The organism is Streptomyces sp. NPDC086549, from assembly GCF_044746205.1.
Classification (GTDB): Bacteria; Actinomycetota; Actinomycetes; order Streptomycetales; family Streptomycetaceae; genus Streptomyces.
Map to the genome: position 1 here is coordinate 98,517 of NZ_JBIVBS010000022.1, position 25,229 is coordinate 123,745.

A 25,229-nucleotide genomic window follows, 5' to 3' on the forward strand; every position below is an offset into this window, starting at 1 on the left:
CCTCGTATCGTGGCGATCACCGATGCGGCGGCCCGCCGCCCGTCATGGCCTCCGGAAAAGCGGGAGAGTCGAGGGAGGGACGTGCTTTGACGTCGTCCGTTTGTCGGGGCTCGATGGTGATGACGGCCGCTCCCGCATCAGTTACACGTGTCGACCATCAGGTCCGCACACCTGTCCACCGTTCTCGCACGGTGAGCTATCGTGTGCGTAGGGTAAAAAACAAACGGCATGTCCCGTTGGTTTCCATCCGCAAGGAGTGTCCAGTCGATGGCGAGGCAGTTACGCGCCGAGCAGACCCGAGCAACGATCATCACAGCCGCAGCCGACCTGTTCGACCGTCACGGCTACGAATCCACCAGCCTCAGTGACATCGTCGAGCACGCCCAGGTCACCAAAGGAGCGCTGTACTTCCACTTCGCCGCCAAGGAGGACCTGGCGCACGCCATCATGGAGCTCCAGTCCAGGGCCTCGCGGCAGGTGCTGAGAGAGGTGGAGAGCCGGGGCGGCTCGTCACTGGAGTCCCTGATGCGCGCCACGTTCGGGATCGCCCGGCTCGCCGTCGAGGGCCCGATCCCCCGGGCCGGACTGCGTCTGGCCACCGCGGAGGTCGCCGTACGGCCGCCGCTGAGGCACCCCTTCGCCGAATGGCTGGAACTCGCCACCCGCAAACTCCTGGGCGCCGTCAAGGAATCCGACGTGCACCCGGACATCGACATCGACGCCGTCGCCCACTCCCTCGTCTACTTCTTCGTCGGCACCCGTGTCGCGGGCCGCTCCCTCGACCCCGTCGCACGGCTGCCCCGCAGAGTCGCCGAGATGTGGCACCTCATGATCCGCGGCCTGGTGCCGGTGCCCCGCCGCGCCCGCTATCTGACACTCGCCTCCCAGCTGGAGCGGGAGATCAGAACCGTCTGACCCGCGCGGTACGGTGACGCACATGCCCGACACCCCCGCCGCGCCCGTGCTCCTCGGCAACGAATCCGGTTCGTTCCCCCACAGCGTGCTGGCCGAACGGCATCCCGCCATCATCCGGCAGGTGCGGGACGCCTTCCCGTACGGCCCCGGGCGGCACCGCGCGCTCGACGCGCTGCTGAAGAGCTGCACCGAGGGTGTGATCGAGCCGCTCCCCGCGGACGCGCCCGACCGGGACCGCTGGCGGGAGTGGGGCGCGGACGCGTACGCAGGCCGGTCCTGGTTCGACGTCCCCTGGCTGTGGTCGGAGAGCCACTTCTACCGCCGGCTCCTCGACGCCGTCGGCTTCTTCGCCCCCGGCGCCTGGCAGGGCGTCGACCCCTTCCGCCCGTTCAAACTCGCCGAACTGGACGCCAAGGAGACGGACGAGGAGCTGGCCGCGCTCGACGCGCTGCAGGACGGGCCGGACGACGAACGGGCACGCGCCCTGCTGCACGGCTCGCTCTGGGGCAACCGCGCCGACCTCGGTTTCCGGCTGTCCGACGCCGGCGCCGAGGCGAAGGAGGCCGCCCCCGCCCTCGTCGCCGACGACAGCGAGATCCTGTGGTCCCTGCTCCCGTCCTCCGGCACGGGCACGCTCTGCCTGGTCGCGGACAACGCGGGCCGCGAACTGGTCCCCGATCTGCTGCTGATCGCCCATCTCCTGGCCGAAGGGCGGATCGGACGGGCCGTGCTGCACATCAAGCCGTACCCGTACTACGTCTCCGACGCCACCACCGCCGACGTGGTCGACGCCCTGCGCCGGCTCACCGCCGCACCGGGCGCGGCGGCCGCGTACGGGCGGCGCCTGTGGTCGGCCATGGCCGACGGCCGCCTCACCGTGCGCGCCCACCCCTTCTCCTGCGCCCCGCTGCCGTACGCGGACATGCCCGACGACCTGCGCGCGGACTTCGCCGCGGCCACGCTGACGATCTTCAAGGGCGACCTCAACTACCGGCGCCTGGTGGGCGACCGGCTGTGGTCCCCGACCACGCCGTTCCGGGACGTCACCGCGTACTTCCCCGGCCCGGTCGCCGCCCTGCGCACACTCAAGTCCGACGTGATCACCGGCCTGGCCGCCGCAACCGAGGCCGCGCTGGTCGCCGCCGAGGGACAGCACTGGCGCACCGGCGGCACGCACGCCCTGATCCAGGTCAACCCAGCCGGACGGGAAGCGACTTGAGCCCGTTGATGAAGTTCGACACGAGACGCTCGGGGGGTCCGGCAAGGCGTGGCGACATGGGCAGCGCCCGTAGCGCCTCCTCGTACAGCAGCCGCAGCTGAAGCCGGGCGAAGTGGGCGCCCAGGCAGACATGCGGGCCGTCCCCGAAGGACACGTGCGGGTTGGGCGTACGGGCCAGGTCGAGGCGGTCCGGGCCGGTGAAGGCCCGTTCGTCGCGGTTGGCCGAGGCGTGGAAGACGACCACCTTGTCCCCGGCGCGGATCCGCCGTCCGGCCAGCTCGGTGTCCTGCGCCGCGGTACGGCGGAAGGTCAGCACAGGGGGATGCCAGCGCAGCAACTCATCGACCGCGGTGGCGAGTTGGACCTTTCCTCCGTGGAGCAGCTCATACGCCTCCGGATGCTCCGCCAGTGCCAGCAGCCCGCCCGGGGCCGCGCTGCGTACGGTGTCGTTGCCCGCGACGGTGAGCAGGAAGAAGAACATCTCCAGCTCGGCGCCCGAGAGTTCGGCGTCATGGGCGAGCGTGGTCATCACGTCGTCGGCGGGGTAGCGCCGCTTGTACGAGGCCAGTTGACCGGCGTAGTCGAACATGTCCCGCAGCATGGCCGGCGACCGCGGATCGACCGGCCTGCCCTCGCCGTCCAGTACCGGCGGACCCGCCTCGTCCGGGTCCTGGTAGCCGATCACCCGCTGCGTCCAGCGCAGCAGCAGCCGCCGGTCGCCCGCCGGAACGCCCAGCAGGTCGGCGAGGTTGAGCAGCGCGTAGTCGTCGGTGACGGCGGTCACCAGGTCGACCGTGCCGTCCGCCACGCGGGCCGTCTCCCGGGCGCCGGCGAACAGCGTGCGCGCCCGCTCCCGCGCGACGTCCGTGAACCGGTCGACGCGCCCCGGCGTGAACGCACGGCTCACCAGCCGACGCAACCGCCCGTGCTGCGGCAGATCCTGATTGAGCATCATGCGGCGGATGAAGGGCAGGTCCGCCGGGTCCGGATCCCGGATCTGGGTGGCCCCGACGTACGACGAGTACGTCGCCGAGTCCTTCAGCACCCGCACCACGTCCGCGTGCCGGGTCACCGCCCAGAACCCTGGCCCGGCCGGCCAGCCCAGCACCTCGGGCTCGTCCTGCCAGGCCACAGGGTGGTGGTCGCGCAGGACGCGGTAGTCGGCGTACGGCACCCCGGACGCGTAACGGCGCGGATCGAAGACGTCCGGGACGGGCGGAGCCTCGCGCACGCTCACGCCGGTCCGCCCGTGCCGGGCCCGTCCTCGCGCAGGAAGTCCTCGACCACCCGGATCAGCTCCAGCGGGGTCTCGTCCATGGGGTAGTGCCCGGCACCGGGAAGGCTGCGCAGCTCCGCGCGCGGGTACCAGGACATCCACGTCTCCTGCATCAGGCCGGGCGACAGGGCCGGGTCGAGCTCCCCGGCCACGGCGAGCGCGGGCACCAGGGAGCCCTCGACATCGGCGCGGAAGTCGTCGTCCGCCCACGAGTCGAGCCAGGCGCGGAACGCCTTCGCGTCGCTGCGGTCCAGCGAGGTGGCGACCATCCGGTCCAGCCAGGCCGCGGGACGGCGGCCGCCGGTGGTGAAGTCGATGATCGCGCGCCGGTTCTCCGGCCTGTGCGCCGCGTCCGCGAACAGGTCCCACTGCTCGCCGGGCAACGGCAGCCCCGAGGCGGGTACCGGGGAGACGCCGACGATCCGGCGCAGCCGGTGCGGTGCCACGGCCAGCAGCCGCTGGGCCACCGCGCCGCCCATCGAGTGCCCGACCACCGAGAACCGCTCCCAGCCGAGGCGGTCGGCCAGTTCGACGAGGTCGACCGCCGCCTCGGCGGTGGTGTACGCGCCCGTGGCGTCCCTCGCCGGCCCGTACCCGCGCAGGTCGACCAGCGTGTAGGTGAACGTCTCGCGGTCGAGATCCGGCAGGACGGCGGCGTAGGCGGACCGGTCGGCGAACCAGCCGTGCACGGCGAACACCTTGTGGGGGCCGTCGCCGTGCACCTCATGGGGCAGCACGAAGGAGGTCATGCGACCACCGTGACCCGTGAGCGGGGGCTCGGCAAGGGCGCGGACGGGGCATGGCCGCGGGCCCGGTGCGCCGGAAGTAGACGGAATTGTTCCCGGTTCACGCGATGGTGTGATCATGTGCCGCCCGGCGGATGGCCGTCGGAGGGCACGGGTAGGGCCCCGGCCATGACGCAGCCGTTCGAACTCCCGCACTTCTACATGCCGTACCCCGCGCGGCTGAACCCGCATGTCGACGAGGCGCGTGCGCACTCGACCGCGTGGGCGCGCGGGATGGGCATGCTGGAGGGCTCCGGGGTGTGGACACAGGCCGACCTGGAGGCGCACGACTACGGGCTCCTGTGCGCCTACACCCACCCCGACTGCGACGGACCCGCTCTCTCGCTGATCACCGACTGGTACGTGTGGGTGTTCTTCTTCGACGACCACTTCCTGGAGATGTACAAGCGCACCCAGGACCGTGCGGCCGGCAAGGCCCACCTCGACCGGCTGCCGCTGTTCATGCCGCTCGACCTCACGACTCCCGTACCGCGGCCGGAGAACCCGGTCGAGGCGGGCCTCGCCGACCTGTGGGCGCGCACGGTCCCGTCGATGTCCGTCGACTGGCGCAAGCGTTTCGCCGTGGCCACCGAGCATCTGCTCAACGAGTCGCTGTGGGAGCTGTCCAACATCAACGAGGGGCGGATCGCCAACCCCGTCGAGTACATCGAGATGCGCCGCAAGGTGGGCGGCGCCCCCTGGTCCTCGGGGCTCGTCGAGTACGCGACCGCCGAGGTGCCCGCGTCCGTCGCCGGATCCAGGCCGCTCAGGGTGCTGATGGAGACCTTCTCCGACGCCGTGCACCTGCGCAACGACCTGTTCTCCTACCAGCGGGAGGTGGAGGACGAGGGCGAGAACAGCAACGGCGTACTCGTCCTGGAGACCTTCTTCGGCTGCACCACGCAGGAGGCCGCCGACACCGTCAACGACATCCTCACCTCGCGCCTCCACCAGTTCGAGCACACCGCGCTCACCGAAGTGCCTGCCCTCGCCCTGGAGAAGGGCCTCACCCCGGGCCAGGTGGCGGCGGTGGCGGCCTACACCAAGGGGCTGCAGGACTGGCAGTCGGGCGGCCATGAATGGCACCTGCGCTCCAGCCGGTACATGAACGAAGGCGCCGTGTCCGTCTCTCCGTGGCACGGCCTGACTGGTCCGGGCACCTCCGCCGCCGACGTGGGCGCGCTCCTCGCCTCGGCCGCCTCGGTGGGGGTACCTCCCACGCCCTTCAGGCAGTGGGGGCGATTGCGCGCGTACTCCCATGTGCCCTTCCAGAAGGTCGGCCCGTCCCTGCTGCCCGACTTCTCCATGCCTTTCCGGCTGGAGCTCTCCCCGCATCTGGACGGTGCCCGCGAGCGCCTCACCGGCTGGATGCACCGGACGGGCATGCTCCGGGAGGGGGTCTGGGACGAGGACAAGCTCCTCGCGTACGACCTTCCGCTCTGCGCGGCGGGCATGGACCCCGACGCCACCGCCGAGGCCCTCGACCTCAGCGCACAGTGGCTCGCCTGGGGGACGTACGGCGACGACTACTACCCCCTCGTCTTCGGGCACCGCCGCGACCTGGCCGCCGCCCGGCTGTCCACGGCACGGCTGTCCGCGTGCATGCCCCTCGACGGCGACCCGGTCCCCGTCCCGGCCGACGGGATGGAACGCGGACTGGTCGACCTGTGGGCCCGTACGACGGCGGAGATGCCCCCCGGTGAACGCACCGCCCTGAAGCAGGCGGTCGACACGATGACGGAGAGCTGGGTGTGGGAGCTCTCCAACCGGCTGCAGAACCGCATTCCCGACCCGGTCGACCACCTGGAGATGCGGCGCGCCACCTTCGGCTCCGACCTCACCCTGAGCCTGTGCCGGATGGGCCGGGGCGCCGCGATCCCGCCGGAGGTCTGTCGCAGCGGGCCGGTGCGCTCGCTGGAGAACGCCGCCATGGATTACGGGTGCCTCGTCAACGACGTCTTCTCCTACCAGAAGGAGATCGAGTACGAGGGCGAGATCCACAACGCGATCCTCGTCGTCCAGAACTTCTTCGGCGTCGACTACCCGACCGCCCTCGGCGTCGTGCACGACCTGATGACCCGGCGCATGCGGCAGTTCGAGCACGTGGTGGCGAACGAACTGCCGTTGGTGTACGAGGACTTCGGCCTCTCGGAAGAGGCGCGCGAAAGCATGCGGGAGTACGTCCTCGACCTGCAGAACTGGATGGCCGCCATCCTGAACTGGCATCAGCGGGTAGACCGCTACAAGGCCGGCTATCTCGCCCGCCGCGCCCACGGCTTCCTCCCGGACCGGCCGCCGGCGCCCGTGCTGCCCGTCAGCTGAACCCCCCCGTATCCGCGTCGACGTCTCCTCGGCGAGCTCCCGCACGGCCTCCACGGCCGCCCCGGACAGCTCGCCGCGTACCGCCTCGCCCGCCGCCAGGACCGCGCGGGCCTCCTCGGGGAGGTCCGCATCGGCCAGGGCGCGGACGAGTGCGTAGTGCTCCTCGGCGATGAACCGGCCGAGGTGCACGCCCCGCGGTGCGCAGCAGCGCCGCGTGCAGCACGACCAGAACGCAACGGCGCCCACCGACAGCGCGACGCCCCTGCCACTGGGGCCGCGCTCCTCACTCCCGTGGACGATTTCCAGTCTTCTCGTGTGGATCGGGATATTCGGGGAACTTGGGCGGTCCGCCGGGAGTGCGGGCACACCGGGCGGAGCCGCCGCGGTTCTCGTGCGGCGGCCGACCGACGGGGCTGGACCCCGCGCGAGCGGCTGGTCCCCGTGACGCCTATGACTTCCCTGTGCTGATCCTGGGTCAGTCTCACTCGTTCGTGGCTCGTCGCGCCCGTGCACGCCGGGTAGAGCATCAGCCGGAGGCGATCCATGGAACAGACTGCGTTGCGTCCCAAGCCGATGCCCGGTCAGGAGCGGCGGAACGATGAGACCGATGACACCCCCGGCACCCCCGGCACCCCCGGCACCCCCGGCACCCCCGGCACCGTGCGGCGCCCGCACGCCGCGCGACGGCGCGGCAGGCGGCTCAGGACCCTGCTGTTCGGCCTGTTCGTCGGGACGGTCCTGGTCCTGTCCGGCGTCGGAGTCGGCGCGGTCGGGGCCACCGTGATCGGCACGAACGGGCTCGCTCAGCTACAGCACCGGCCGCAGCCCCAGGCCCCGCCCGGCGCGAGCCTCGGTGTGGAGGTCGTGGACGCCGAGAAGGCCGGGGCGCTGGTCGTCGGCGTCCATGAGCCCGGCCCCGGCCACGCGGCGGGCCTCGTCCGCGGCGACGTGCTCCTGCGGTTCGGCGGCGCCCGCGTCGACACCGCCGCCGACCTCGCGCGGGCCGTCTCCCGCGCCCGCCCCGGAGTCGAGGTCACGCTCACGGTGCGGCACCGCGGCGGCGGCTACCAGAAGCTGAGGGCCGTCCCCGGTGTCGTCACCTGATCAGCCGGAGGCGTCGTGGCGGCGGGACCTCGAAACCGGCTCGCGCGGCCCTCCGTGTCCGGGCAGGATGCTGCACGTAGTACCTCGCCAGCCCCCAGACGCCCCTCGGAGGCCCGGATGACCGGCAGCACGCCCGCGCCCTTCACCGCCGACGTCTACAGGGCCCGCATGGAGCGCGCCGCGCGCTCCGCCGCCGAGGCCGGGCTGGCGGGGCTGCTCGTGGCGCCGGGGCCGGACATGGTGTGGCTCAGCGGCTACGCGCCCACCGCGGTCACCGAACGGCTCACCGTGCTGGTCCTGGCCGCCGGACGGGACCCGATCCTGGTCGTACCGGCCCTGGAGGCCCCGGACGCGGAGAAGGCGGCCGGCGCGCCCGCCCTGACCCTGCGCGACTGGACCGACGGCAAGGACCCCTACGCGCTCACCGCAGCCCTCCTCGACAAGGACGGCCGGTTCGGCATCAGCGACAACGCGTGGGCGATGCACCTGCTCGGCCTGCAGAAGACGCTGCCCGGCACCTCCTACGCCTCCCTCACCGACGCGCTGCCCATGCTCCGTGCCGTGAAGGACGCGGCGGAACTGGAACTGCTCGCGGCCGCCGGGGCGGCCGCCGACGCGACGTTCGAGGAGATCCGGAAGGTCCCCTTCGCCGGCCGGCGCGAGTCCGACATCGGCCACGACCTCGCCGGCCTGCTGCGGCGGTTCGGGCACGCGCAGGTCGACTTCACCATCGTGGGCTCCGGCCCGAACGGGGCCAACCCGCACCACGAGGTCGGCGACCGCGTCATCCAGCACGGCGACATGGTCGTCCTCGACTTCGGCGGCCTCAAGGACGGCTACGGCTCCGACACCACGCGCACCGTGCACGTGGGCGAGCCGACCGACGAGGAGCGCAAGGTCCACGACATCGTCCGCGCGGCCCAGGAGGCGGGCTTCCGGGCGGTGCGGCCGGGCGTCGCCTGCCAGGAGGTCGACCGGGCCGCCCGCGCCGTGATCGCCGACGCAGGCTACGGCGAGTACTTCATCCACCGCACCGGCCACGGCATCGGTGTCACCACCCACGAGCCGCCCTACATGATCGAGGGCGAGGAACAGCCCCTCGTGCCCGGCATGTGCTTCTCCGTGGAACCCGGCATCTACCTGCCCGGCCGCTTCGGAGTGCGCATCGAGGACATCGTCACGGTGACCGAGAACGGCGGCCGCCGCCTCAACACCACCACCCGCGAGATGGTCATAGTGGACTGAGAGGACCCAGGAGACACCCTCGACAAGACTCCGGAACGGCAACGGCGCGACCATGACCCAGGCACCGACACCCACCGCGGACACCGTCCGCCGACTGGTCCGTTCGCTGTTCAAGGAGAGCGCGGACGGCACCTCGGGACCCGACGTCCGGCCCGTCGCGGAGGGCGCCGGGCACTTCACGTGGTGGGTCGGCACCCGCCATGTGCTCCGCCTCGCCCCCGACCGCGAGGCCTCCGCCCGCCGGCGCCGCGAACTGCGCCTGCGCGACCTCGTCCGCCCGCACCTCCCGGTCGCCGTCCCCACCAGCGTGGCGCACGGCGAGTGGGCCCCGGGGCTGACCTGCTCGCTCGACACCAGGGTGGCCGGCGGCACGGGCGAGGAGCACGACGTGTCCGCCGTCGGCGAGGCCGATCTCGCCGGACTGCTCACCGGGCTGCGAGAGGTGCCCGTACGGCAGGCCGAGACGCTCGGCGTGCCGCGCGCCGCCCCGCGCTCCCTGGAGGCGCTGCGCCGGATGGCCGTGCGGGCCGCCGAACGCCTCGGCGCCGCCGACGAGTTCGACCCCGCCCGGCTCCACCAGCTCACCCCGCCCGGCGCCGCCCAGCTCGCCGCACAGCCCGGCACCGCGGTCCTGGTGCACCACGGCCTCAAGGGCGAGCACCTCGTGGTGAGCGCCGACGGCCGGGTGCGCGGCGTCCTCGGCTGGACCGACGCGGCCGTCGGCGACCCCGCCGAGGACATCGCCGGGCTCGCCCTCGCCGTCGGCTCCGGCGCGGCCGTCCGCGCCGCCACCCTCGCCGGCTACGGCGCCCGCCCCTGCCTGCGCGGCCTGTGGCTGGCCCGCTGCGACACCGTCATCCGCCTCATGGACCGCCTCGACGGCCGGGACACCGGCCCCCTCCCGCTCCTGAGGACCCAGCTGCGGCACGCCTGGGAGACGATCCTGCTGGAGCGCGCGACGGAGTTGCGGGACCAGGAGACGGACGAGGAGCCGTAGGGCCCCGTCGTCGGCCCGGGCCCGGCGGGTCAGTCCTGCGTCAGCACCACGCACGACTCCCTGGGCACCAGCAGCAGCCCGTCGGCCCCCGGCGCCTCGACCGGCTCCCACGCGGCGAGGACCCGTACCTCTCCGGCGCCCAGGGGGATCGCCGCCGGTTCCTTGCCGAGGTTCACGGCCACGCGGACGTCCCCGCGCCGGAAGGCGAGCCAGCGGGCCTCCTCGTCGTACGCCACCTTGGTGTCGGCGAGGTCGGGATCGGTGAGGTCCGCCTGCTCCCGGCGCAGGGCGATGAGCCGCCGGTACCAGGCCAGCACGCGCGCGTGGGGCTCACGGTCCGGCTCCGACCAGTCCAGGCAGGAGCGCTCGCGGGTCGCCGGGTCCTGCGGGTCGGGCACGTCCTCCTCGGCCCAGCCGTGCGCCGCGAACTCCCGCCGCCTGCCCCGCCGTACGGCCTCCGCGAGCTCCGGGTCCGTGTGGTCGGTGAAGAACTGCCACGGAGTGCCCGCCGCCCACTCCTCGCCCATGAACAGCATCGGCGTGAACGGCGCGGTCAGCGTGAGCGTGGCCGCGCAGGCCAGCACGCCGGGGGACAGGGACTGCGCGAGGCGGTCGCCCTGGGCGCGGTTGCCGACCTGGTCGTGGGTCTGGCCGTAGCCCAGGAGCCGGTGCGCGGCGACCCGGGCGCGGTCCAGCGGGCGGCCGTGGTGCCGGCCCCGGAAGCTGGAGTACGTGCCGTCGTGGAAGAAGCCGCCGGTGAGGGTCTTGGCGAGGGCGGCGAAGGGGGAGCGGGCGAAGTCGGCGTAGTAGCCCTGGGCTTCGCCGGTCAGCGCGGTGTGCAGGGCATGGTGGAAGTCGTCGTTCCACTGCGCCTGCAGACCGAGGCCGTGCTCCGAGCGCGGGGTGATGATCCGCGGATCGTTGAGGTCGGACTCGGCGATCAGGAACAGGGGCCGTCCCAGCTCGGCGGCGAGGCCGTCCACGGCCGTCGACAGCTCCTCCAGGAAGTGGCACGCGCGCGTGTCCCGCAGCGCGTGCACCGCGTCCAGCCGCAGCCCGTCGATCCGGTAGTCGCGCAGCCAGGCCAGCGCGCTGCCCACCAGGTACGCGCGCACCTCGTCCGAGCCGGGCGCGTCCAGATTGACCGCCGCTCCCCAGGGGGTGTGGTGGGTCTCCGTGAAGTACGGCCCGAACGCCGGCAGGTGGTTCCCGGACGGCCCCAGGTGGTTGTGGACGACGTCCAGGACCACGCCGAGACCGAGTTCGTGCGCCCGGTCGACGAACCGTTTCAGTGCCTCCGGACCGCCGTACGGCTCGTGCACCGCCCACAGCGAGACGCCCTCGTACCCCCAGCCGTGCCGCCCCGGGAAGGGACACAGCGGCATCAACTCCACGTGTGTGACACCCAGTTCGGTGAGGTGCCCGAGCCGGTCGGCGGCCGCGTCCAGGGTGCCCTCGCGGGTGTACGTCCCCACGTGCAGCTCGTAGAGCACCGCCCCCGGCAGCGGGTGCCCCGCCCACTCGGCACGCCACGCGTACCGCCCCTGGTCCACGACCGCGCTCATCCCGTCCGGGCCGTCCGGCTGGCGGCTCGAGCGCGGGTCGGGCAGCACGGGACCGTCGTCCAGCGCGAACCCGTAGCGCGCGCCGTCACGCGCCTCCGCCTCCCCGGACCACCAGCCCACTCGCTCCGGATCACGCTCCAACGCGCGCGTGGCACCCTCGCAATGGAGCGTCACGCGGTCTGCCTGCGGTGCCCACACCTCGAACTGCACGGACGGTTCCCCTTCGTCTGCTCACCGTGATGTAGCTCGCCCATCGTGCCGCGAGCGAGATCGATCCGCTTTTGAATCTTCCCTTTCCCCGCGGGTGTCGCCGGAAGTACGCGCGTGGCGGGCCGTTTCCCCGTTTTCTGGACACTCGGGGTTCACTGACCGACAATCGCCAGCGTGACGTCGTCCTTCGAGTTCAACACGTATCCCGCGCGGCTGTCCGACGTGGAGCGCGACAAGGCGCTGAACGTGCTCCGCGAGGGCGTCGCCATGGGCCGGCTGTCGCACGACACATTCGTACGCCGCATGGAGCTCGCGCTCGCCGCGCGCCGGTCCGACGAACTCGCCGCGCTCACCGCCGACCTGCCCCGGGACAACCGTTTCTCGCGCGTGCTTCTTTCCGGCGTCGAGGCGGTCTCCGGCTTCACCGTACGGCTGCGCAGGGCCTGGCAGGCCGAGCGGCTGCCCAAGCTGCTGCTGCCGCACCCCGGCAACGGCCATCCGCTGCGCATCGGCCGCGATCCCGCCAACGGGCTGCGCCTCAACCACGAGACGGTGTCCCGCGTGCACGCCGAACTCCGCCGGCAGGGCGGGATGTGGGTCCTCAGGGACCTCGGCTCGACCAACGGCACGACCGTGAACGGTCGCCGGGTGATCGGTGCCGTGGTGGTCCGCGAGGGCGACCAGATCGGCTTCGGCCGGATGGCCTTCCGGCTCTCCTCGAACTGAGCGAGGACCCCGGCGCCGACCCGGGACCGCACCGGCGCGCGGTGGCCGAAAAGCGTTTGTCCGCCGCGGTGTTGACGTACCCATGAAGTCGTGACTGACTGTGCGTACGCCACGCACAGCAGGTGAACCGACGGCACCACATTGTGGAGGTGTGTCCTGCCGCTCCTCCGCTACCCGACCGTGGACGAGTTGGGTGCCCGCGCGGCGGCGCTCGTCGCGCGCCGCCCCGAGGACGCCCGGCTGCGCCGCATCGGGACCTCCCGCGCGGGCGCGCCCCTGTGGCTGCTTTCCGTCGGTCACGGCAGCCGCCACGCCCTCGTCGTCGCAGGACCGCACGCCAACGAGCCGGTGGGGGGCGCCACCGTCCTGCGCCTGGCCGAACGCGCCCTCGCCGACCCCCGGCTCACCGAGGGTTCCGACGCCACCTGGAACCTGCTCCTGTGCCTCGACCCCGACGGCTCGCGCCGCAACGAGGGCTGGCTGTCCGGTCCCTACACCCTCGGCCACTACTTCCGGAACTTCTTTCGGCCCGGCTTCCTGGAGCAGCCCGAATGGCTGCCCGACGGCGCGGACGCGGTCGTCCTGCCCGAGACGCGCGCCCTGCTCGACCTCCAGGACGAACTGCGGCCCTTTCTCCAGTGCTCCCTGCACGGCGTCGACGTCGGCGGCGGCTTCGTGGAGCTCACCAGGGACCTGCCGGGCCTCGCCCGGCGCGTGGCGCACACCGCGGCCCGCCTGGGCATCCCGCGCGAACTCGGCGCGTACGACACCCTGTACTGGCCCACCGTGGGCCCCGCCGTCTACCGGATCCCGCCGCCCCGCCGGGGCGACCTGGCCGCGGCCATCACCGAGGCCGCGGTCGAGTCGACCTGGTTCCACCCGCACCGGCACGGCACGGTGACCGCCATCGTCGAGGCTCCCATGTGGGGCGTGGACGCCGTCGAGGACAGCTCGCCGCCCGCCGACCGGGACGCGGTGCTGCGCACCGTCAGCGGCACCCTGCGCCACGACACCCGGCTCCTGGACGGGGTGCTCGCCCGGATCCGGCCCCAGCTGGCGGCCGTGCCCGACACGGCGAGCCTGCTCGCACCGGTCGACGACTATTTACTGGTGTGCCCCGGTCTGGCCGACGCCTGGGACCCCGACATCGACAACGGCAGCGCACGCCCGCTGCCCGCGCTCAATACCGCCCACCTGGCCGCTCTGCGCATCTCGGGGCGCCGGCTCGCCCTGCGCACGGCCGGGCTGCTGCAGCGGCTCGCGCTCAGCACCGGACACGATCCGGCCGGTGTCCTGCCGGACCTGGACCGGCTCATCGACGAGTGGTGCGCGGACTACCGCGACGGCTGTGGGGCGCGCTGGATCCCGGTCGCGCGCCAGGCCGAGTACCAGGCGCGCGTGGTGCTGAGCGCGTTCGAACTGGCGCAACGACACGCGCGCGTGCGATCCCGTTCGGGTGAGCCGGGGTGGGGGACGGAGGCCGCCGTGCCGATGCACCGGGAATGACGTACCGCACATCCATCGAAGCGACTGTCGTACGCGGCGCCCTGCTGGCGGCTGCCGCCCTGCTCACGGCTGCTACCGCCGCTCCCGCCCAGGCGGCGCCCCGGGACGCGCTCCCCGACACCTGGCTCTTCCTGACCGTCACCCGTGACGACTCCGTCGGCGACACACGCGGCACCCTGCTGCTGTGCGACCCGCCCCGGGGCCATGCCCACGCGGCCGAGGCCTGTGCCGAACTGGAGGCTGCGGACGGCGACATCCAGAGCACCTCCCCGAAGGAGGGCGCCGTCTGCCCGATGGTCTACGCCCCGGTCACCGCCCGCGCCCTGGGGAAGTGGCACGGCCGGCCCGTCCTGTACAAGGAGACCTTCTCGAACGCGTGCGCGATGACGGCGCGGGCGGGAGCGGTGTTCGCGCTGGACGGCTGAGCGGGGGACGGCTGAGCGGGGGACGGAATGCGGCGCAACGGGGCACGCGCGCGTGGGACGGCTCGGCGCCCCCGCGCGCGTGCCGTGTGCTTCCCGTCCCTCAGGCCGCCCGGTCACGCGCGTACTGCGCCGCCGCGAGGACCGTACGCGACTGGTGCCGCACCTGATCCTCCAGCGGCACCCAGCGGGCGCGGAAGCGCTCCGCGAAGGCTTCGCACCAGGACACGACGAGCTGTTCCAGCCCGGGAGCGGCACGGTCGTCGGCCTCCTGGAGCACCCGCAGCAGCATCGACGCCGCCCGCAGCGGCAGCCGCCGCCCGAAGGCGTCCACGCTGCCCACGTACGCCCTCGTGGTGTCGACGGGCGGTGTGCGGATCCAGTCGTCGGCCAGGCCCGGGATCAGCTCCAGCCCCCACCTGGCGGCCCGCAGCAGCGGCCCCTCGGCGTCGTCCAGCCGCGGCAGCACCTCGGCCAGCACCCGCTCCACCTGCCGCGCGTCCCGCCGCAGCCGACGGGCCAGCCGCCGCATCGCCGCCTCCGGGGCGGGATGCGGTGCCGGGTCGTCCACCAGGTCGCTGGCCCACATCGGCACCTCCACCACCGCCGTCAGACCGCCGTACCGGTGGGCGTGGTACCAGGTGCTGTGCCGTGCGTCGTCCGGCATGCTCGGGTAGGGCACGCCCGAGTCCGGTCCGGGCATCACACGCACGCCCGGCCCGGAGGCGGGCCAGCCCGCGGCGTCCGAGGCGCCCGTCTCCACCGGGATGTTCAGCTCCGCCGCGGACTTGGCGAACGGCTCGGCGAGCCCAGGCACGTCCTTGGTCAGCTGCACCCAGCTGCCGCCCAGATCGGTCCCGTGCAGGGTCACCTGGAGGTAGGGCCGCAGTTCGTCGATCACCCCGGTCAGGGCTCGTGTCTCGGGCGGCAGCCGGTCGGGCGGGAGCACCGACGGGGACCACTCCGGCTGCTCCGGGCCGGCCGGACGGTAGAAGCCCAGGTGGTAGTCGAGCAGGCTGCGCGGCGCCGGAGTCACGTGCAGGCTCGCCCCGTCCGGATCCGCGCACAGCAGGAAGTGCCAGGAGGTGTCGGCACGCAACTCCGGGTCACGCAGGACACGTTCGGCCAGCACGAGGAGCGTGCGGCCGCCGGTCGGCTCGTTGGCGTGCGCACCCGCCACCACCAGCACGGCTCGTCCGGCGTGCCCCACGGACAACAGGTGCAGGGGTCTTCCCGCGCGCGAGAATCCCACCTGCCGCAAGGTGCACAGGCCCGGCCGGTGAGCAGCCAACGCCCGGGCGGTTGCTACCAGTTCGGGAACACTGGGGTAACGCAGCTCCGGCAGGAGACTCACCCCCGACTTGTCCGCCCGTCTTCGCCATCTTCAGTGCCGCACGGAGTAGGTGAACTGTCAAGGACGTCGCGGCGGAGGCTCCTGGGGGCGCCCAGGAGCATTCACGCTCACTGCTGGTGCAGGCCTCGCCCGGCGAGCGTCAGGAACGCCTCGCCGACCGCCTCCGACAGCGTCGGATGCCCGTGGACGTGCCGGGCCATGTCGGAGGGCTGGGCGTCCCAGCCGACGATCAGCTGGCCCTCGGCGATCATCTCGGACACGTTCGGACCCACCAGATGCACGCCGAGCACCTGTCCACCGCCGGCCTCGGCGACGACCTTCACCATCCCGCCCTGCCCGTGCAGCATTCCCTTGGCGACGGCCGTCAGCGGCATCGTGTTGACCTCGACGTCGTGCCCACGCGCGCGTGCCTCCGCCTCGCTCAGCCCCACGGACGCGGTCTGCGGCGACGAGTAGGTGACCCGGGGCACGGCGGCGTGGTCGACCGGCGCGGACGGCAGCCCCGCCAGCGTCTCGGCCACCAGCAGGCCCTCGGCGAAGGAGGCGTGGGCCAGCCCGAGGGAGGGCGGCGGCAGCAGGTCGCCCACGACGTGGATGGCCGGTACGGCCGTCTCCAGCCGGCTCCAGTCCGCCGGTACCACGAAGCCGCACACGTCCACGGCCGTGCGTATGGCCGCCGCCGGAGTCGGGGTGTGCGTGGCGCCCGCCCACATCGTGCGCGGCGCGGTCGGCGAGGACTGCGTGGTCCTCACGCCCGACCCGCCCTGGAGACGCGCCCTCACCGTCTACGCGCGCGTGCCGCCCACCGGCGCCGCCGAGGCCTTCGTCGACCTCCTGCGCGAGACCTGGCCGTCCCCGCGTATGCCCGCCGCACCGGTCCGGACGTACGAGGACTGCGGCCCGGGCGACACGGCGGCCGGCTGAACACATCCACGCGTGCGTGCGACCACCCGCGAGCCCGACCCGGTGTCCGAGTTCCGCGACCGGCAGCCCGCCGCCACGGTCGTCGCCCCCTCCGGCCGCCGTACGAGGACACCGCGCGTGTGCACCGCCGGCGCCGCACGGGCCCCGGCCTCCCGTCCGTACCGTGCACGGACGTCGCCGACCCCGATCGCGGGCCGCGGGCCCGGCTCACCGCTCGGCCCGGACCGCTCCGCGCTGCGGGGCGCCCGGGTCTCAGCCCTCGTCCGCGACCCGTTCCAGCAGCGCCACCGGCATCCCCCCGAAGAGTTCCGCCACGCGCGCGTGCCCCGTGAACTCCCGTTCGGGTGCCAGCGCGTCGGCCCACCGCCCCGGTGGCAGCGGCAGCCGCGTGTCACGCCAGCCGCCCGCCTCCGCCAGCCGCAGCGACAGCCGCGTCACGGCCGTCACCACCTCCCCGGAGCGCGCGAACGCCACGCAGTGTGCGGCGGCCGGGCCCTCCGCGGCCAGCGGCGTGTACGTCGCCGTGTCGCCGAAGACGTCCGGCCGCCGCGCGCGCAGCCGCAGCGCGGCCGCCGTCACCGCGGCCTTCTCCACCGACACCCCGGAGGCCTCGGCCGCCGCGGGCGGGAACCGCACCGGCCGCCGGTTGTCCGGGTCCACCAGCGCCCGGTACTCGCCCTCCGTGCCCTGGTAGAGGTCCGGCACCCCGGGCATCGTCAGGTGGACCAGGGCCGTGCCCAGCACGTTCGCCCGGATGTGTGCCTCCAGGGAGCCCCGCAGAGCGGCCACGCGCTCGCCGGGCGCCCCGCACGGCCCCTCCGCGACGAACGCCGCCACCGCCTCCTCGTACGGCCGCTCCTGCTCCGTCCAGCTCGTGTACAGGCCGGCCTCGCGCACGTGCTTCAGCAGGGCCTCCCGGACCCGCTCCCCGGCCGTCGGGCCCAGCCCGAACACTGTCTGCCAGGCCGCCCACGCCAGCTGCGCGTCCGGCACGCCTTCGCCGTCGCGGGTCACCTCGGCGAGCACGTCCGCCCAGCGCCCCGGGCACTCGGTCAGCACGGCCAGCGCCGCGCGCACGTCGGCGCTGCGCTTGGTGTCGTGCGTCGACACCACGGTCCCGGTGACCGGCCAGTCGCGCTGCACACGCGCGCAGTACGCGTGGAACTCCTCCGGGGACACCCCCGGGTGGCCCGGGTCGCCGCCCACCTCGGTCGCCGACAGCAGCGGAACATAGCGGTAGAACGCCGTGTCCTCCACGGACTTGGCGCGCAGCGCCGACGAGGTCTGCGCAAACCGCGCGCGGAACTCCGCGACCCCGGGGCCGTCACCGGCGGGCCCGACCAGCAGTTCGCGCACCACGTCGACCGCCCCGCCCTCCTCGGGCACGACGAAGGCACGGCGGGCCTCCTCGGCGGCCTCCTCGGTGACGACACGGGCCGCGTCACCGGACGCGTACGGCCGGTACACCCGCAGCCGCACGAGCAGCTCCTGCAGCGCGGTGCGCAGCGCCCAGGGGGCGCGGTCGCGCAGCGCCGGGTCCGGCGAGCCTGTGCACAGCCGGCTCGCCACCCGGGTCAGCCGGTCCGTCTCGGCGGCCAGCTCGTGTGTGAGCACCTTGTACGCCGCCCGCCGCACCGTCGCCGCCCAGTCGCCGCCCCGGTCCGTCTGCGGAGCCGCGAACCGCCGGTACCGCCCGAGCAGTTCACCGGCCCCCACCGGGTCCGTGAACAGGCCGTCGACGTGCCGGAGGGCGTCGTAGCCGGTGGTGCCCGCGACGGGCCACGAGGCCGGCAGGCGCTCCCCGTCGGCCAGGATCTTCTCGACGACCGTCCAGCGCCCGCCGGTCGCCGCGTGCAGCCGCGCCAGATAGCCGTCGGGGTCGGCGAGACCGTCGGGATGGTCGATGCGCAGCCCGTCGACCACGCCCTCGTGCAGCAGCTGGAGGATCTTGCCGTGCGTGGCCTCGAAGACCTCCGGGTCCTCCACCCGCACCCCGACGAGCTCCGAGATGCTGAAGAAACGCCGGTAGTTGAGCTCCGTACGGGCCAGCCGCCACCACACCGGCCGGTACCACTGCGCGTCCAGGAGCCTCGGCAGCGGAAGCTCCTCGGTGCCCTCGCGCAGCGGGAAGACGTGGTCGTGGTAGCGCAGCACGCCCCCGTCGACCACCAGGTGCCCGATCTCCGCGCCGACCGGGCCGCCGAGCACCGGCAGCAGCACCTGTCCGTCCTGCGCCTCCCAGTCGATGTCGAACCAGCGCGCGTACGGCGACTTGGGACCCTCCCGCAGCACCTCCCACAGGGCGCGGTTGTGGCGCGGGGCCATGGCCATGTGGTTCGGCACGATGTCCACCACCAGGCCGAGACCGTGCTCCCGAGCGGTACGCGACAGCGCGCGCAGGCCCTCCTCCCCGCCGAGTTCGCCGCGCACGCGCGCGTGGTCCACGACGTCGTATCCGTGGGTGGAGCCCGGAACGGACTCCAGGACGGGGGACAGGTGCAGGTGCGAGACGCCGAGCGACGCCAGGTACGGCACGGCGGCCGCCGCGGCCGCGAACGGGAACACGGGCTGCAGCTGCAACCGGTAGGTGGCCGTCGGCACCACGGGTCCGGGTCGCTCAGATGTCATGCAGACCTACGTACCCATCCCGCCGCCCTTCCTGTCACCACCCCCGCCACCTGCCCCACGCGCGCGAGCGGCATTCGAGCGAGAAGCCCGGCACACGCGCGTGGGCGAAGGTCCCGGGGACGCGGCTAGGCGGGCCGCTGCAGCACCGTCAGGCTCCTGTCCACCAGGGTCAGGCGTTCCCCGGCCGCCACCTTCGGACCCGTACCCGGCGGCACCCCGTCGACGCGGGCGGTGTCGACCACGACCTGCCACTGTCGGCCGTGATCGACCGGCACCGCGAAGTCCAGGGACTCCGGCGAGGCGTTGAACATCAGCAGGAACGAGTCGTCGCCGATACGTTCCCCGCGCGGGCCTGGCTCGGAGATCGCGTTGCCGTTGAGGAACACCGTCAGCGCCGAGGCCCGCGCCGAGTCCCAGTCCCGCTGGGTCATCTCCTTGCCCTCAGGGGTGAACCAGGCGATGTCGGAGAGCTCGTCGTGCGTACCCTCCACCGGGCGCCCGTGGAAGAAGCGCCGCCTGCGGAAGACCGGGTGGTCCTTGCGCAGCCATACCATCGCGCGCATGAACTCCAGCAGTTCGCCGCCGTGCTCGCCGCGCTCGCCGGGGTCGGGCCACTGGAGCCAGGACACCTCACTGTCCTGGCAGTACGCGTTGTTGTTGCCGCGTTGGGTGCGCGCGTACTCGTCCCCGTGACTGATCATCGGCATGCCCTGGGAGAGCATCAGCGTCGCGACGAAGTTCCGCATCTGGCGGGCCCGCAGCGCCAGTACACCGGGGTCGTCGCTGTCGCCCTCCACGCCGCAGTTCCAGGACCGGTTGTGGCTCTCGCCGTCCCGGTTGTCCTCGCCGTTGGCCTCGTTGTGCTTGTCGTTGTACGCCACCAGGTCGTGCAGCGTGAACCCGTCGTGGCAGGTCACGAAGTTGATCGAGGCCAGCGGGCGCCGCCCGTCGTCCTGGTAGAGGTCGGACGAACCCGTCAGCCGGGACGCGAACTCCGCGAGCGCGCGTGGCTCGCCCCGCCACAGGTCCCGTACGGTGTCGCGGTACTTGCCGTTCCACTCGGTCCACAACGGCGGGAAGTTGCCCACCTGGTAGCCGCCCTCGCCCACGTCCCACGGCTCGGCGATCAGCTTGACCTGCGAGACCACCGGGTCCTGCTGCACCAGGTCGAAGAACGACGACAGCCGGTCCACCTCGTGGAACTGCCGGGCCAGGGTCGCGGCGAGGTCGAAGCGGAAGCCGTCGACATGCATTTCGGTGACCCAGTAGCGCAGCGAGTCCATGATCAGCTGCAGGACGTGCGGGGACCGCATGAGCAGCGAGTTCCCGGTGCCCGTGGTGTCCATGTAGTAGCGCGGGTCGTTCGCCAGGCGGTAGTACGACGGGTTGTCCAGGCCCCGGAAGGACAGCGTCGGGCCCAGGTGGTTGCCCTCGGCGGTGTGGTTGTAGACCACGTCCAGGATGACCTCGATCCCGGCCTCGTGCAGCGTCCGGACCGCCGACTTGAACTCCAGGACCTGCTGGCCGCGGTCGCCCCAGGAGGCGTACGCGTTGTGCGGGGCGAAGAAGCCGATGGTGTTGTAGCCCCAGTAGTTGTTCATGCCCATGTCGACCAGGCGGTGGTCGTTCACGAACTGGTGCACCGGCATCAGCTCCAGGGCCGTGACGCCGAGCTTCGTCAGGTGCTCGACGACCGCCGGGTGCGCGAGACCCGCGTAGGTGCCGCGCAGCTCCTCGGGCAGCCCCGGATGGCGCATGGTCAGGCCCTTCACATGGGCCTCGTAGATCACGGTGTGGTGGTACTCGGTGCGCGGCCGACGGTCGTCGCCCCAGTCGAAGTACGGGTTGACCACGACCGACGTCATGGTGTGCGGGGCCGAGTCCAGGTCGTTGCGCTTCTCGGGCGCGTCGAAGTGGTGGCCGTACACCTCCTCGCCCCACCGGACCGCCCCGCTGACGGCTTTCGCGTACGGGTCGAGCAGCAGCTTCGCGGAGTTGCAGCGCAGTCCGCGCCCCGGGTCGTACGGGCCGTGCACCCGGAACCCGTACCGCTGCCCCGGCATGACGCCCGGCAGGTACGCGTGCCGCACGAACGCGTCGCTCTCCCGCAGTTCCACCGCCGTCTCCGAGCCGTCGTCGTGCAGCAGACACAGCTCTACTCGGTCCGCGGCCTCCGTGAAGACCGCGAAGTTGGTCCCGGCGCCGTCGTACGTGGCGCCGAGCGGATACGCCTGTCCAGGCCAGACCTGCATGGCAACGACTCTTTCAGGTGTCCCGCGCTCCTGGGGATGCCTTGCCCACGAGTCTCCCCGAAAGTGATGGAACCCCCTGTGACTTACGTCCCTCTTACCGGGCGACCGGTGCATACAGCGACTCGTGTGAACGCTGATGCCGAATCAGTGGGGCAGACACGTACTCCCGGGGATCACGGGGAGTAAGGGGAAGATGTGCGCAAAATAGTGCACCGCCATCTCGGCAAGGTGGTGGCCGGTGCGGCGATAGCGGTGGCCGGCACCGCGGTGATGGTCGGGATCACGCTGCCGGGGACCGCGGGGGCGGACGAATCGGGGGGCAGCGGGTCGGGCGGCGGGTCCGCGCAGCAGGCCGCGTCGGGGCAGGGCACGACGGCCGCGCCGGGCGTGGTCGAACAGGCCCCCGCCGAGGGCGAGAAGGGCAAGGGCCGCGACCCGCTGACCGACGACGAGATCACGCGGGTCGAGAAGATCGCCGCGGGCGGGCAGGGCCTCGCCTCCAGTGAGAACGTCAAGGGCAGCCGCGGCCCGCAGCGCCTCACCGTCGACCTGGCCGACCCGGACGCCGGCGAACTGGACGACCCGAACGCGCCCCGCCGCGCGGACGTGACGTTCTACGACTACCGGAACGACACCCTCGTCACCAAGACGGTGGACCTCGACACCGGGAAGGTCGTGAAGACCGGCACCCAGCACGGCGTCCAGCCGCCGCTGAGCCGTGCCGAGAACGCCGAGGCGGCCAGGATCCTGATCGCCGACCCGCTCGGCGCCGGCCTCAAGGCCGACTACAAGGACGCCACCGGCCAGGAGCTCACCTCCCCGGACCAGTTGCTGTTCAATGGCGCGGTCTACCGGGCCACTCCGGGCGCCCAGCCCGCCGTGCTCGACAAGTGCGGCGAACACCGGTGTGTGCGGCTGTTCCCGAAGGTCAAGAACGGCCCCTGGATCGATGCCAGGTCGCTGATCATCGACCTGAGCGCCCGCAAGGTCGCCAAGCTCGGCCGCGACTGAGCCGCCGTCCGTTCATCTTTCCCACTCGCATCTCCTTCAAGGGAGTCTCTTCGTCATGCGCGTAAAGAGCTCAATCAGCGGCCCCCGGCCACGGGGAAACAGCCGTGTCCGCACGCGGGCGGCCGTTGGCCTGTCGGTGGCCGCGCTGGCCGCCGGTGCGACGACCGGTGCGGGGCCGGCCGTGGCCCAGCCGAGGACGGCGGCAGCGGCGGCCGCCGACTGCAGCGCCAACTACAAGATCGAGCAGAAGCTCTCCAGCGGCACCACCTGGCGGATGTGCTGGCGCTACGACAGCAAGGCCGGGATGGTCCTGGAGGACGTCTCCTACCAGCCCAAGGGCGAGAGCGCGCCGATCAAGGTCCTCAACAGCGCCCGGCTCGCCCAGATCGACGTCCCGTACGACGACGGAAGCGTCGAGTACGACGACCTGACCGGCTTCGGCTTCGCGCAGGGCCTGGTGAACCTGGCCCCCGGCGAGTGCCCCGGCGGAACCATCAAGAGCGTCAAGGTCCCGGACTCCTGGGACCCGGCGCACGCGAACGTCAACGGCCTGTGCACCACGACCCGTTCGCGCGGTCACGCCTACCGCATGCAGGGCGACAGCGCGAACAAGGTCTACCAGGCCCAGGGCAAGGACCTGCTGGTCTACACGGTCAACCAGGTCGGCTGGTACGAGTACATGACCGAGTGGCGCTTCCAGGACGACGGCACGATCAACATGAACGTCGGCGCCACCGGCAGCCTCTCCTACGAGGACTACGACGCCGGCGACGGCCGCGGCTGGCCCATAGGCAAGGGCGCCAAGGCCTACGCCACCAGCCACAGCCACAACGTCTTCTGGCGGCTGGACTTCGGCCTCGACGGCTCCTCCAAGGGGAAGGTCGAGCAGTACGACTCGGCGGTCAGCGCGCCGGCGCACGGTCAGGAGGCGCCGACCAACAAGACCACCCGCACCAACGTCACCAAGGAACTCGCGGGCGACGCCAAGACCTACCGCTGGTGGCGGATGGTCAGCGCGACCGGCAAGAACAAGGACGGGCACGCCCGTTCGTACGAGATCGTCCCCGGCCCGACCACCAGGTACCCGGGCCGCAGCTTCACCAAGCACGACGTGTACTTCACCGAGTACAACAAGTGCGAGCAGTTCGCCAGCAACAACCCCGGCAACTGCCCCGCCGGAGCGGGCAAGTCCGTCGACAAGTGGGTCAACGGCCAGACGCTCACCCACCCGGTGGTCTGGATGAACGTGGGCTTCCACCACATCGCCCGGGACGAGGACCAGCAGCCCATGCCGGTCCACTGGCAGGGCTTCTCCATCGCCCCGCGCGACGTCACCGCTATGAATCCGCTCACTCCCGACGAGCTCGCGTGGCAGAACGGGCACTGGCGGCCTCGTAGTTGAGAAACGACCCTGTCCATCCAGCTGCACCGTCGACCGCTCCCGGAGTACCCTTCCTTGATCGTTGAGACGGGGAGAGCTCGGGGGAGCGGAAGGCGGTGCACGGGTGGGCTCGGGAGGGCTGGAGCTGCCCCCTGGTGACGAGGGTCACGAGGGGAACTCCGCAGACGTCCCGCCCGGCGCGGTGTCCCTGGCGCGGCCGATGGACGCCGGTGCCATCGGGCCGGAACTGGACTGGGACGCCGACGCCTGGCTCGAGGTGCGTACGCGCGCCCAGCGGGCCGGCCGGGCCTACATCTGGCTGAACCTCGTCGAACAGCGGCTGCGCACGGTCGTGGCCGCTGTTCTGCGGCCCATCTACGAACCCGTCCACGGCGACGAGTGGGTGGTCGCCGCGGCCGGCCCCGCGGGGCAGGAGTGGGTTCAGCGTGCGGTCGCCGTGCGCGAAGTCAGCCGCCGCAAGGGCTACTTGCTCGACCCGGCCGACGACAACGTCCTCAGCTTCCTCACGCTGCCCCAGTTGCGCGAGCTCATGGTGCAGCACTGGCCGTGCTTCGAGCCCTACTTCGACGAGCGCCGGGACGTCGAACTCGCCCTGGACGAGCTCGAAGTGACCCGCAACGTCGTCTCCCGCAACCGGGCCCTGTCCGAGGCCGTCCTCAACCAGGCCGAACGCGCCTCCGCCCGGCTGCTGGAGATGCTCGGCGCGGGCGGCGACGTGCCGTCCGCGCGCCGGCTGCCCGTCGACGCCGTCGAGGACCTGGTCGGCGACCGGTACGCCGACGTGGTCGCCGTGCACCCCGACCGGGTGCGGCTGCTGCGCCAGTTCCCCGCCGAGGACATCTTCGGCGGCGCCCGCCGCCTCGACGCCATCGGCATCGGCCTCAACCTGCTCGTGCAGAACTTCTCCGGACGACGGCTGGTGCGCCTGGCCGAGTCCGGCTGCCGGGTGCGGCTGCTCTTCCTGAACCCGGCCTCCAGCGCGGTGAAGCGGCGCGAGCGCGAACTCGGGATGAAACGGGGCGAACTGAGCCGCTCCGTCGAGATGAACATCCTGCACATGCGCCGGGTGCGGTCCCGGCTGCGCGATCCGGGCGCCTTCGAGATCCAGGTGTACGACGAGACGCCGCGCTTCACGGCCTACCTCGTGGACGGCGACGGTGCGGACGGCGTCGCCGTCGTGCAGTCCTATCTGCGCGGGGCACGAGGGATGGAGGTGCCGGTGCTGGTGCTGCGCAACGGAAGCCACGTGGTCAAGGCGGGTGATGTCGACGAAGGGATCGAAGGCGGCCTCTTCCCGACATACCGTGAGGAATTCGAGCTGAACTGGGCGGATTCGCGGCCTGTGTCCTGAACCGTCACCGGGCGC

The 25,229-nt window shown here is 72.5% G+C and carries 18 protein-coding genes and 2 pseudogenes; 13 read left to right on the forward strand and 7 right to left on the reverse strand.

What is annotated here, in order from left to right; translation table 11 throughout:
* Nucleotides 1-267: 267 nt before the first annotated feature.
* Nucleotides 268-915 (forward strand): ScbR family autoregulator-binding transcription factor, encoded by a 648-nt coding sequence (locus tag ACIPSA_RS43745; RefSeq protein ID WP_402645827.1) that lies wholly within the window; start codon nucleotides 268-270, stop codon nucleotides 913-915.
* A 22-nt stretch (nucleotides 916-937) separates the two neighbouring features.
* Nucleotides 938-2,134 (forward strand): damage-control phosphatase ARMT1 family protein, encoded by a 1,197-nt coding sequence (locus ACIPSA_RS43750; RefSeq protein ID WP_402645830.1) that lies wholly within the window; start codon nucleotides 938-940, stop codon nucleotides 2,132-2,134.
* Here ACIPSA_RS43750 and ACIPSA_RS43755 read toward each other — a convergent pair.
* Nucleotides 2,106-3,371 carry a cytochrome P450 gene (locus ACIPSA_RS43755; RefSeq protein WP_402645832.1) on the reverse strand — a complete coding sequence of 422 codons (1,266 nt, stop codon included), beginning with the start codon at nucleotides 3,369-3,371 and terminating at the stop codon, nucleotides 2,106-2,108. The two genes, ACIPSA_RS43750 and ACIPSA_RS43755, sit on opposite strands and share 29 nt — an antisense overlap.
* A complete protein-coding gene (locus tag ACIPSA_RS43760) occupies nucleotides 3,368-4,159 on the reverse strand; it encodes an alpha/beta fold hydrolase (RefSeq protein WP_402645835.1) in 792 nt (263 codons plus the stop codon). The genes ACIPSA_RS43755 and ACIPSA_RS43760 overlap by 4 nt, the downstream gene beginning before the upstream one ends.
* Nucleotides 4,160-4,324: 165 nt before the next feature.
* Between ACIPSA_RS43760 and cyc2 the strand changes: the two genes are divergently transcribed.
* The 4 genes from cyc2 to ACIPSA_RS43780 all read left to right on the forward strand — a co-directional run bounded on the left by cyc2 (nucleotide 4,325) and on the right by ACIPSA_RS43780 (nucleotide 9,863).
* Entirely contained in the window at nucleotides 4,325-6,517 is a 2,193-nt protein-coding gene (cyc2, locus tag ACIPSA_RS43765) for a germacradienol/geosmin synthase Cyc2 (RefSeq protein WP_402645838.1), read from the forward strand.
* Between the two features lie 543 nt (nucleotides 6,518-7,060).
* The gene (locus tag ACIPSA_RS43770) at nucleotides 7,061-7,621 is read left to right on the forward strand and encodes a PDZ domain-containing protein (protein ID WP_402645840.1); all 561 of its coding nucleotides are present in this window, start codon (nucleotides 7,061-7,063) and stop codon (nucleotides 7,619-7,621) included.
* Nucleotides 7,622-7,738: 117 nt separating this feature from the next.
* Nucleotides 7,739-8,866 (forward strand): aminopeptidase P family protein, encoded by a 1,128-nt coding sequence (locus ACIPSA_RS43775; protein WP_402645842.1) that lies wholly within the window; start codon nucleotides 7,739-7,741, stop codon nucleotides 8,864-8,866.
* A 52-nt stretch (nucleotides 8,867-8,918) separates the two neighbouring features.
* Entirely contained in the window at nucleotides 8,919-9,863 is a 945-nt protein-coding gene (locus tag ACIPSA_RS43780; protein ID WP_402645844.1) for a phosphotransferase family protein, read from the forward strand.
* A gap of 29 nt (nucleotides 9,864-9,892) precedes the next feature.
* Here ACIPSA_RS43780 and treZ read toward each other — a convergent pair whose 3' ends face one another.
* Nucleotides 9,893-11,638, reverse strand: a complete 1,746-nt coding sequence (treZ, locus tag ACIPSA_RS43785) for a malto-oligosyltrehalose trehalohydrolase (RefSeq protein ID WP_402645846.1) — start codon at nucleotides 11,636-11,638, stop codon at nucleotides 9,893-9,895.
* A gap of 174 nt (nucleotides 11,639-11,812) precedes the next feature.
* On the opposite strand from treZ, the gene ACIPSA_RS43790 reads away from it, so the two are divergent.
* The 3 genes from ACIPSA_RS43790 to ACIPSA_RS43800 all read left to right on the forward strand — a co-directional run bounded on the left by ACIPSA_RS43790 (nucleotide 11,813) and on the right by ACIPSA_RS43800 (nucleotide 14,295).
* Nucleotides 11,813-12,364, forward strand: a complete 552-nt coding sequence (locus ACIPSA_RS43790; protein WP_402645847.1) for an FHA domain-containing protein — start codon at nucleotides 11,813-11,815, stop codon at nucleotides 12,362-12,364.
* 180 nt (nucleotides 12,365-12,544) lie between these two features.
* Entirely contained in the window at nucleotides 12,545-13,870 is a 1,326-nt protein-coding gene (locus tag ACIPSA_RS43795; RefSeq protein ID WP_402645849.1) for a M14 family zinc carboxypeptidase, read from the forward strand.
* Nucleotides 13,867-14,295, forward strand: coding sequence for an SSI family serine proteinase inhibitor (locus ACIPSA_RS43800; RefSeq protein WP_402645851.1), 429 nt, complete (start codon nucleotides 13,867-13,869; stop codon nucleotides 14,293-14,295). The genes ACIPSA_RS43795 and ACIPSA_RS43800 overlap by 4 nt, the downstream gene beginning before the upstream one ends.
* 100 nt (nucleotides 14,296-14,395) lie before the next feature.
* On the opposite strand, the gene ACIPSA_RS43805 is transcribed toward ACIPSA_RS43800, so the two are convergent.
* Entirely contained in the window at nucleotides 14,396-15,646 is a 1,251-nt protein-coding gene (locus ACIPSA_RS43805; RefSeq protein ID WP_402645852.1) for a M14 family zinc carboxypeptidase, read from the reverse strand.
* A gap of 107 nt (nucleotides 15,647-15,753) precedes the next feature.
* A pseudogene (locus ACIPSA_RS43810) lies at nucleotides 15,754-16,302 on the reverse strand (dihydrolipoyl dehydrogenase); the annotation flags it as partial.
* On the opposite strand from ACIPSA_RS43810, the pseudogene ACIPSA_RS43815 reads away from it, so the two are divergent.
* Nucleotides 16,295-16,570 (forward strand): annotated as a pseudogene (locus ACIPSA_RS43815) (LysR substrate-binding domain-containing protein); the annotation flags it as partial. The pseudogenes ACIPSA_RS43810 and ACIPSA_RS43815 overlap by 8 nt on opposite strands.
* 252 nt (nucleotides 16,571-16,822) lie before the next feature.
* On the opposite strand, the gene treY reads toward ACIPSA_RS43815, so the two are convergent.
* Both treY and glgX read right to left on the reverse strand, forming a co-directional pair.
* Nucleotides 16,823-19,198, reverse strand: a complete 2,376-nt coding sequence (gene treY, locus ACIPSA_RS43820) for a malto-oligosyltrehalose synthase (RefSeq protein ID WP_402645854.1) — start codon at nucleotides 19,196-19,198, stop codon at nucleotides 16,823-16,825.
* Nucleotides 19,199-19,323: 125 nt separating this feature from the next.
* On the reverse strand, nucleotides 19,324-21,450 hold the full coding sequence (glgX, locus tag ACIPSA_RS43825; RefSeq protein WP_402645855.1) for a glycogen debranching protein GlgX: 2,127 nt from the start codon (nucleotides 21,448-21,450) through the stop codon (nucleotides 19,324-19,326).
* Nucleotides 21,451-21,645: 195 nt separating this feature from the next.
* Between glgX and ACIPSA_RS43830 the strand changes: the two genes are divergently transcribed.
* The 3 genes from ACIPSA_RS43830 to ACIPSA_RS43840 all read left to right on the forward strand — a co-directional run bounded on the left by ACIPSA_RS43830 (nucleotide 21,646) and on the right by ACIPSA_RS43840 (nucleotide 25,214).
* Nucleotides 21,646-22,461, forward strand: coding sequence for a Tat pathway signal sequence domain protein (locus tag ACIPSA_RS43830; protein WP_402645857.1), 816 nt, complete (start codon nucleotides 21,646-21,648; stop codon nucleotides 22,459-22,461).
* 55 nt (nucleotides 22,462-22,516) lie between these two features.
* Nucleotides 22,517-23,863 carry a copper amine oxidase gene (locus ACIPSA_RS43835; protein WP_402645860.1) on the forward strand — a complete coding sequence of 449 codons (1,347 nt, stop codon included), beginning with the start codon at nucleotides 22,517-22,519 and terminating at the stop codon, nucleotides 23,861-23,863.
* A gap of 103 nt (nucleotides 23,864-23,966) precedes the next feature.
* Nucleotides 23,967-25,214: an SAV2148 family HEPN domain-containing protein gene (locus ACIPSA_RS43840; RefSeq protein ID WP_402645862.1), complete on the forward strand. Its 1,248-nt coding sequence runs from the start codon at nucleotides 23,967-23,969 to the stop codon at nucleotides 25,212-25,214.
* The last annotated feature ends 15 nt before the right edge of the window (nucleotides 25,215-25,229 follow it).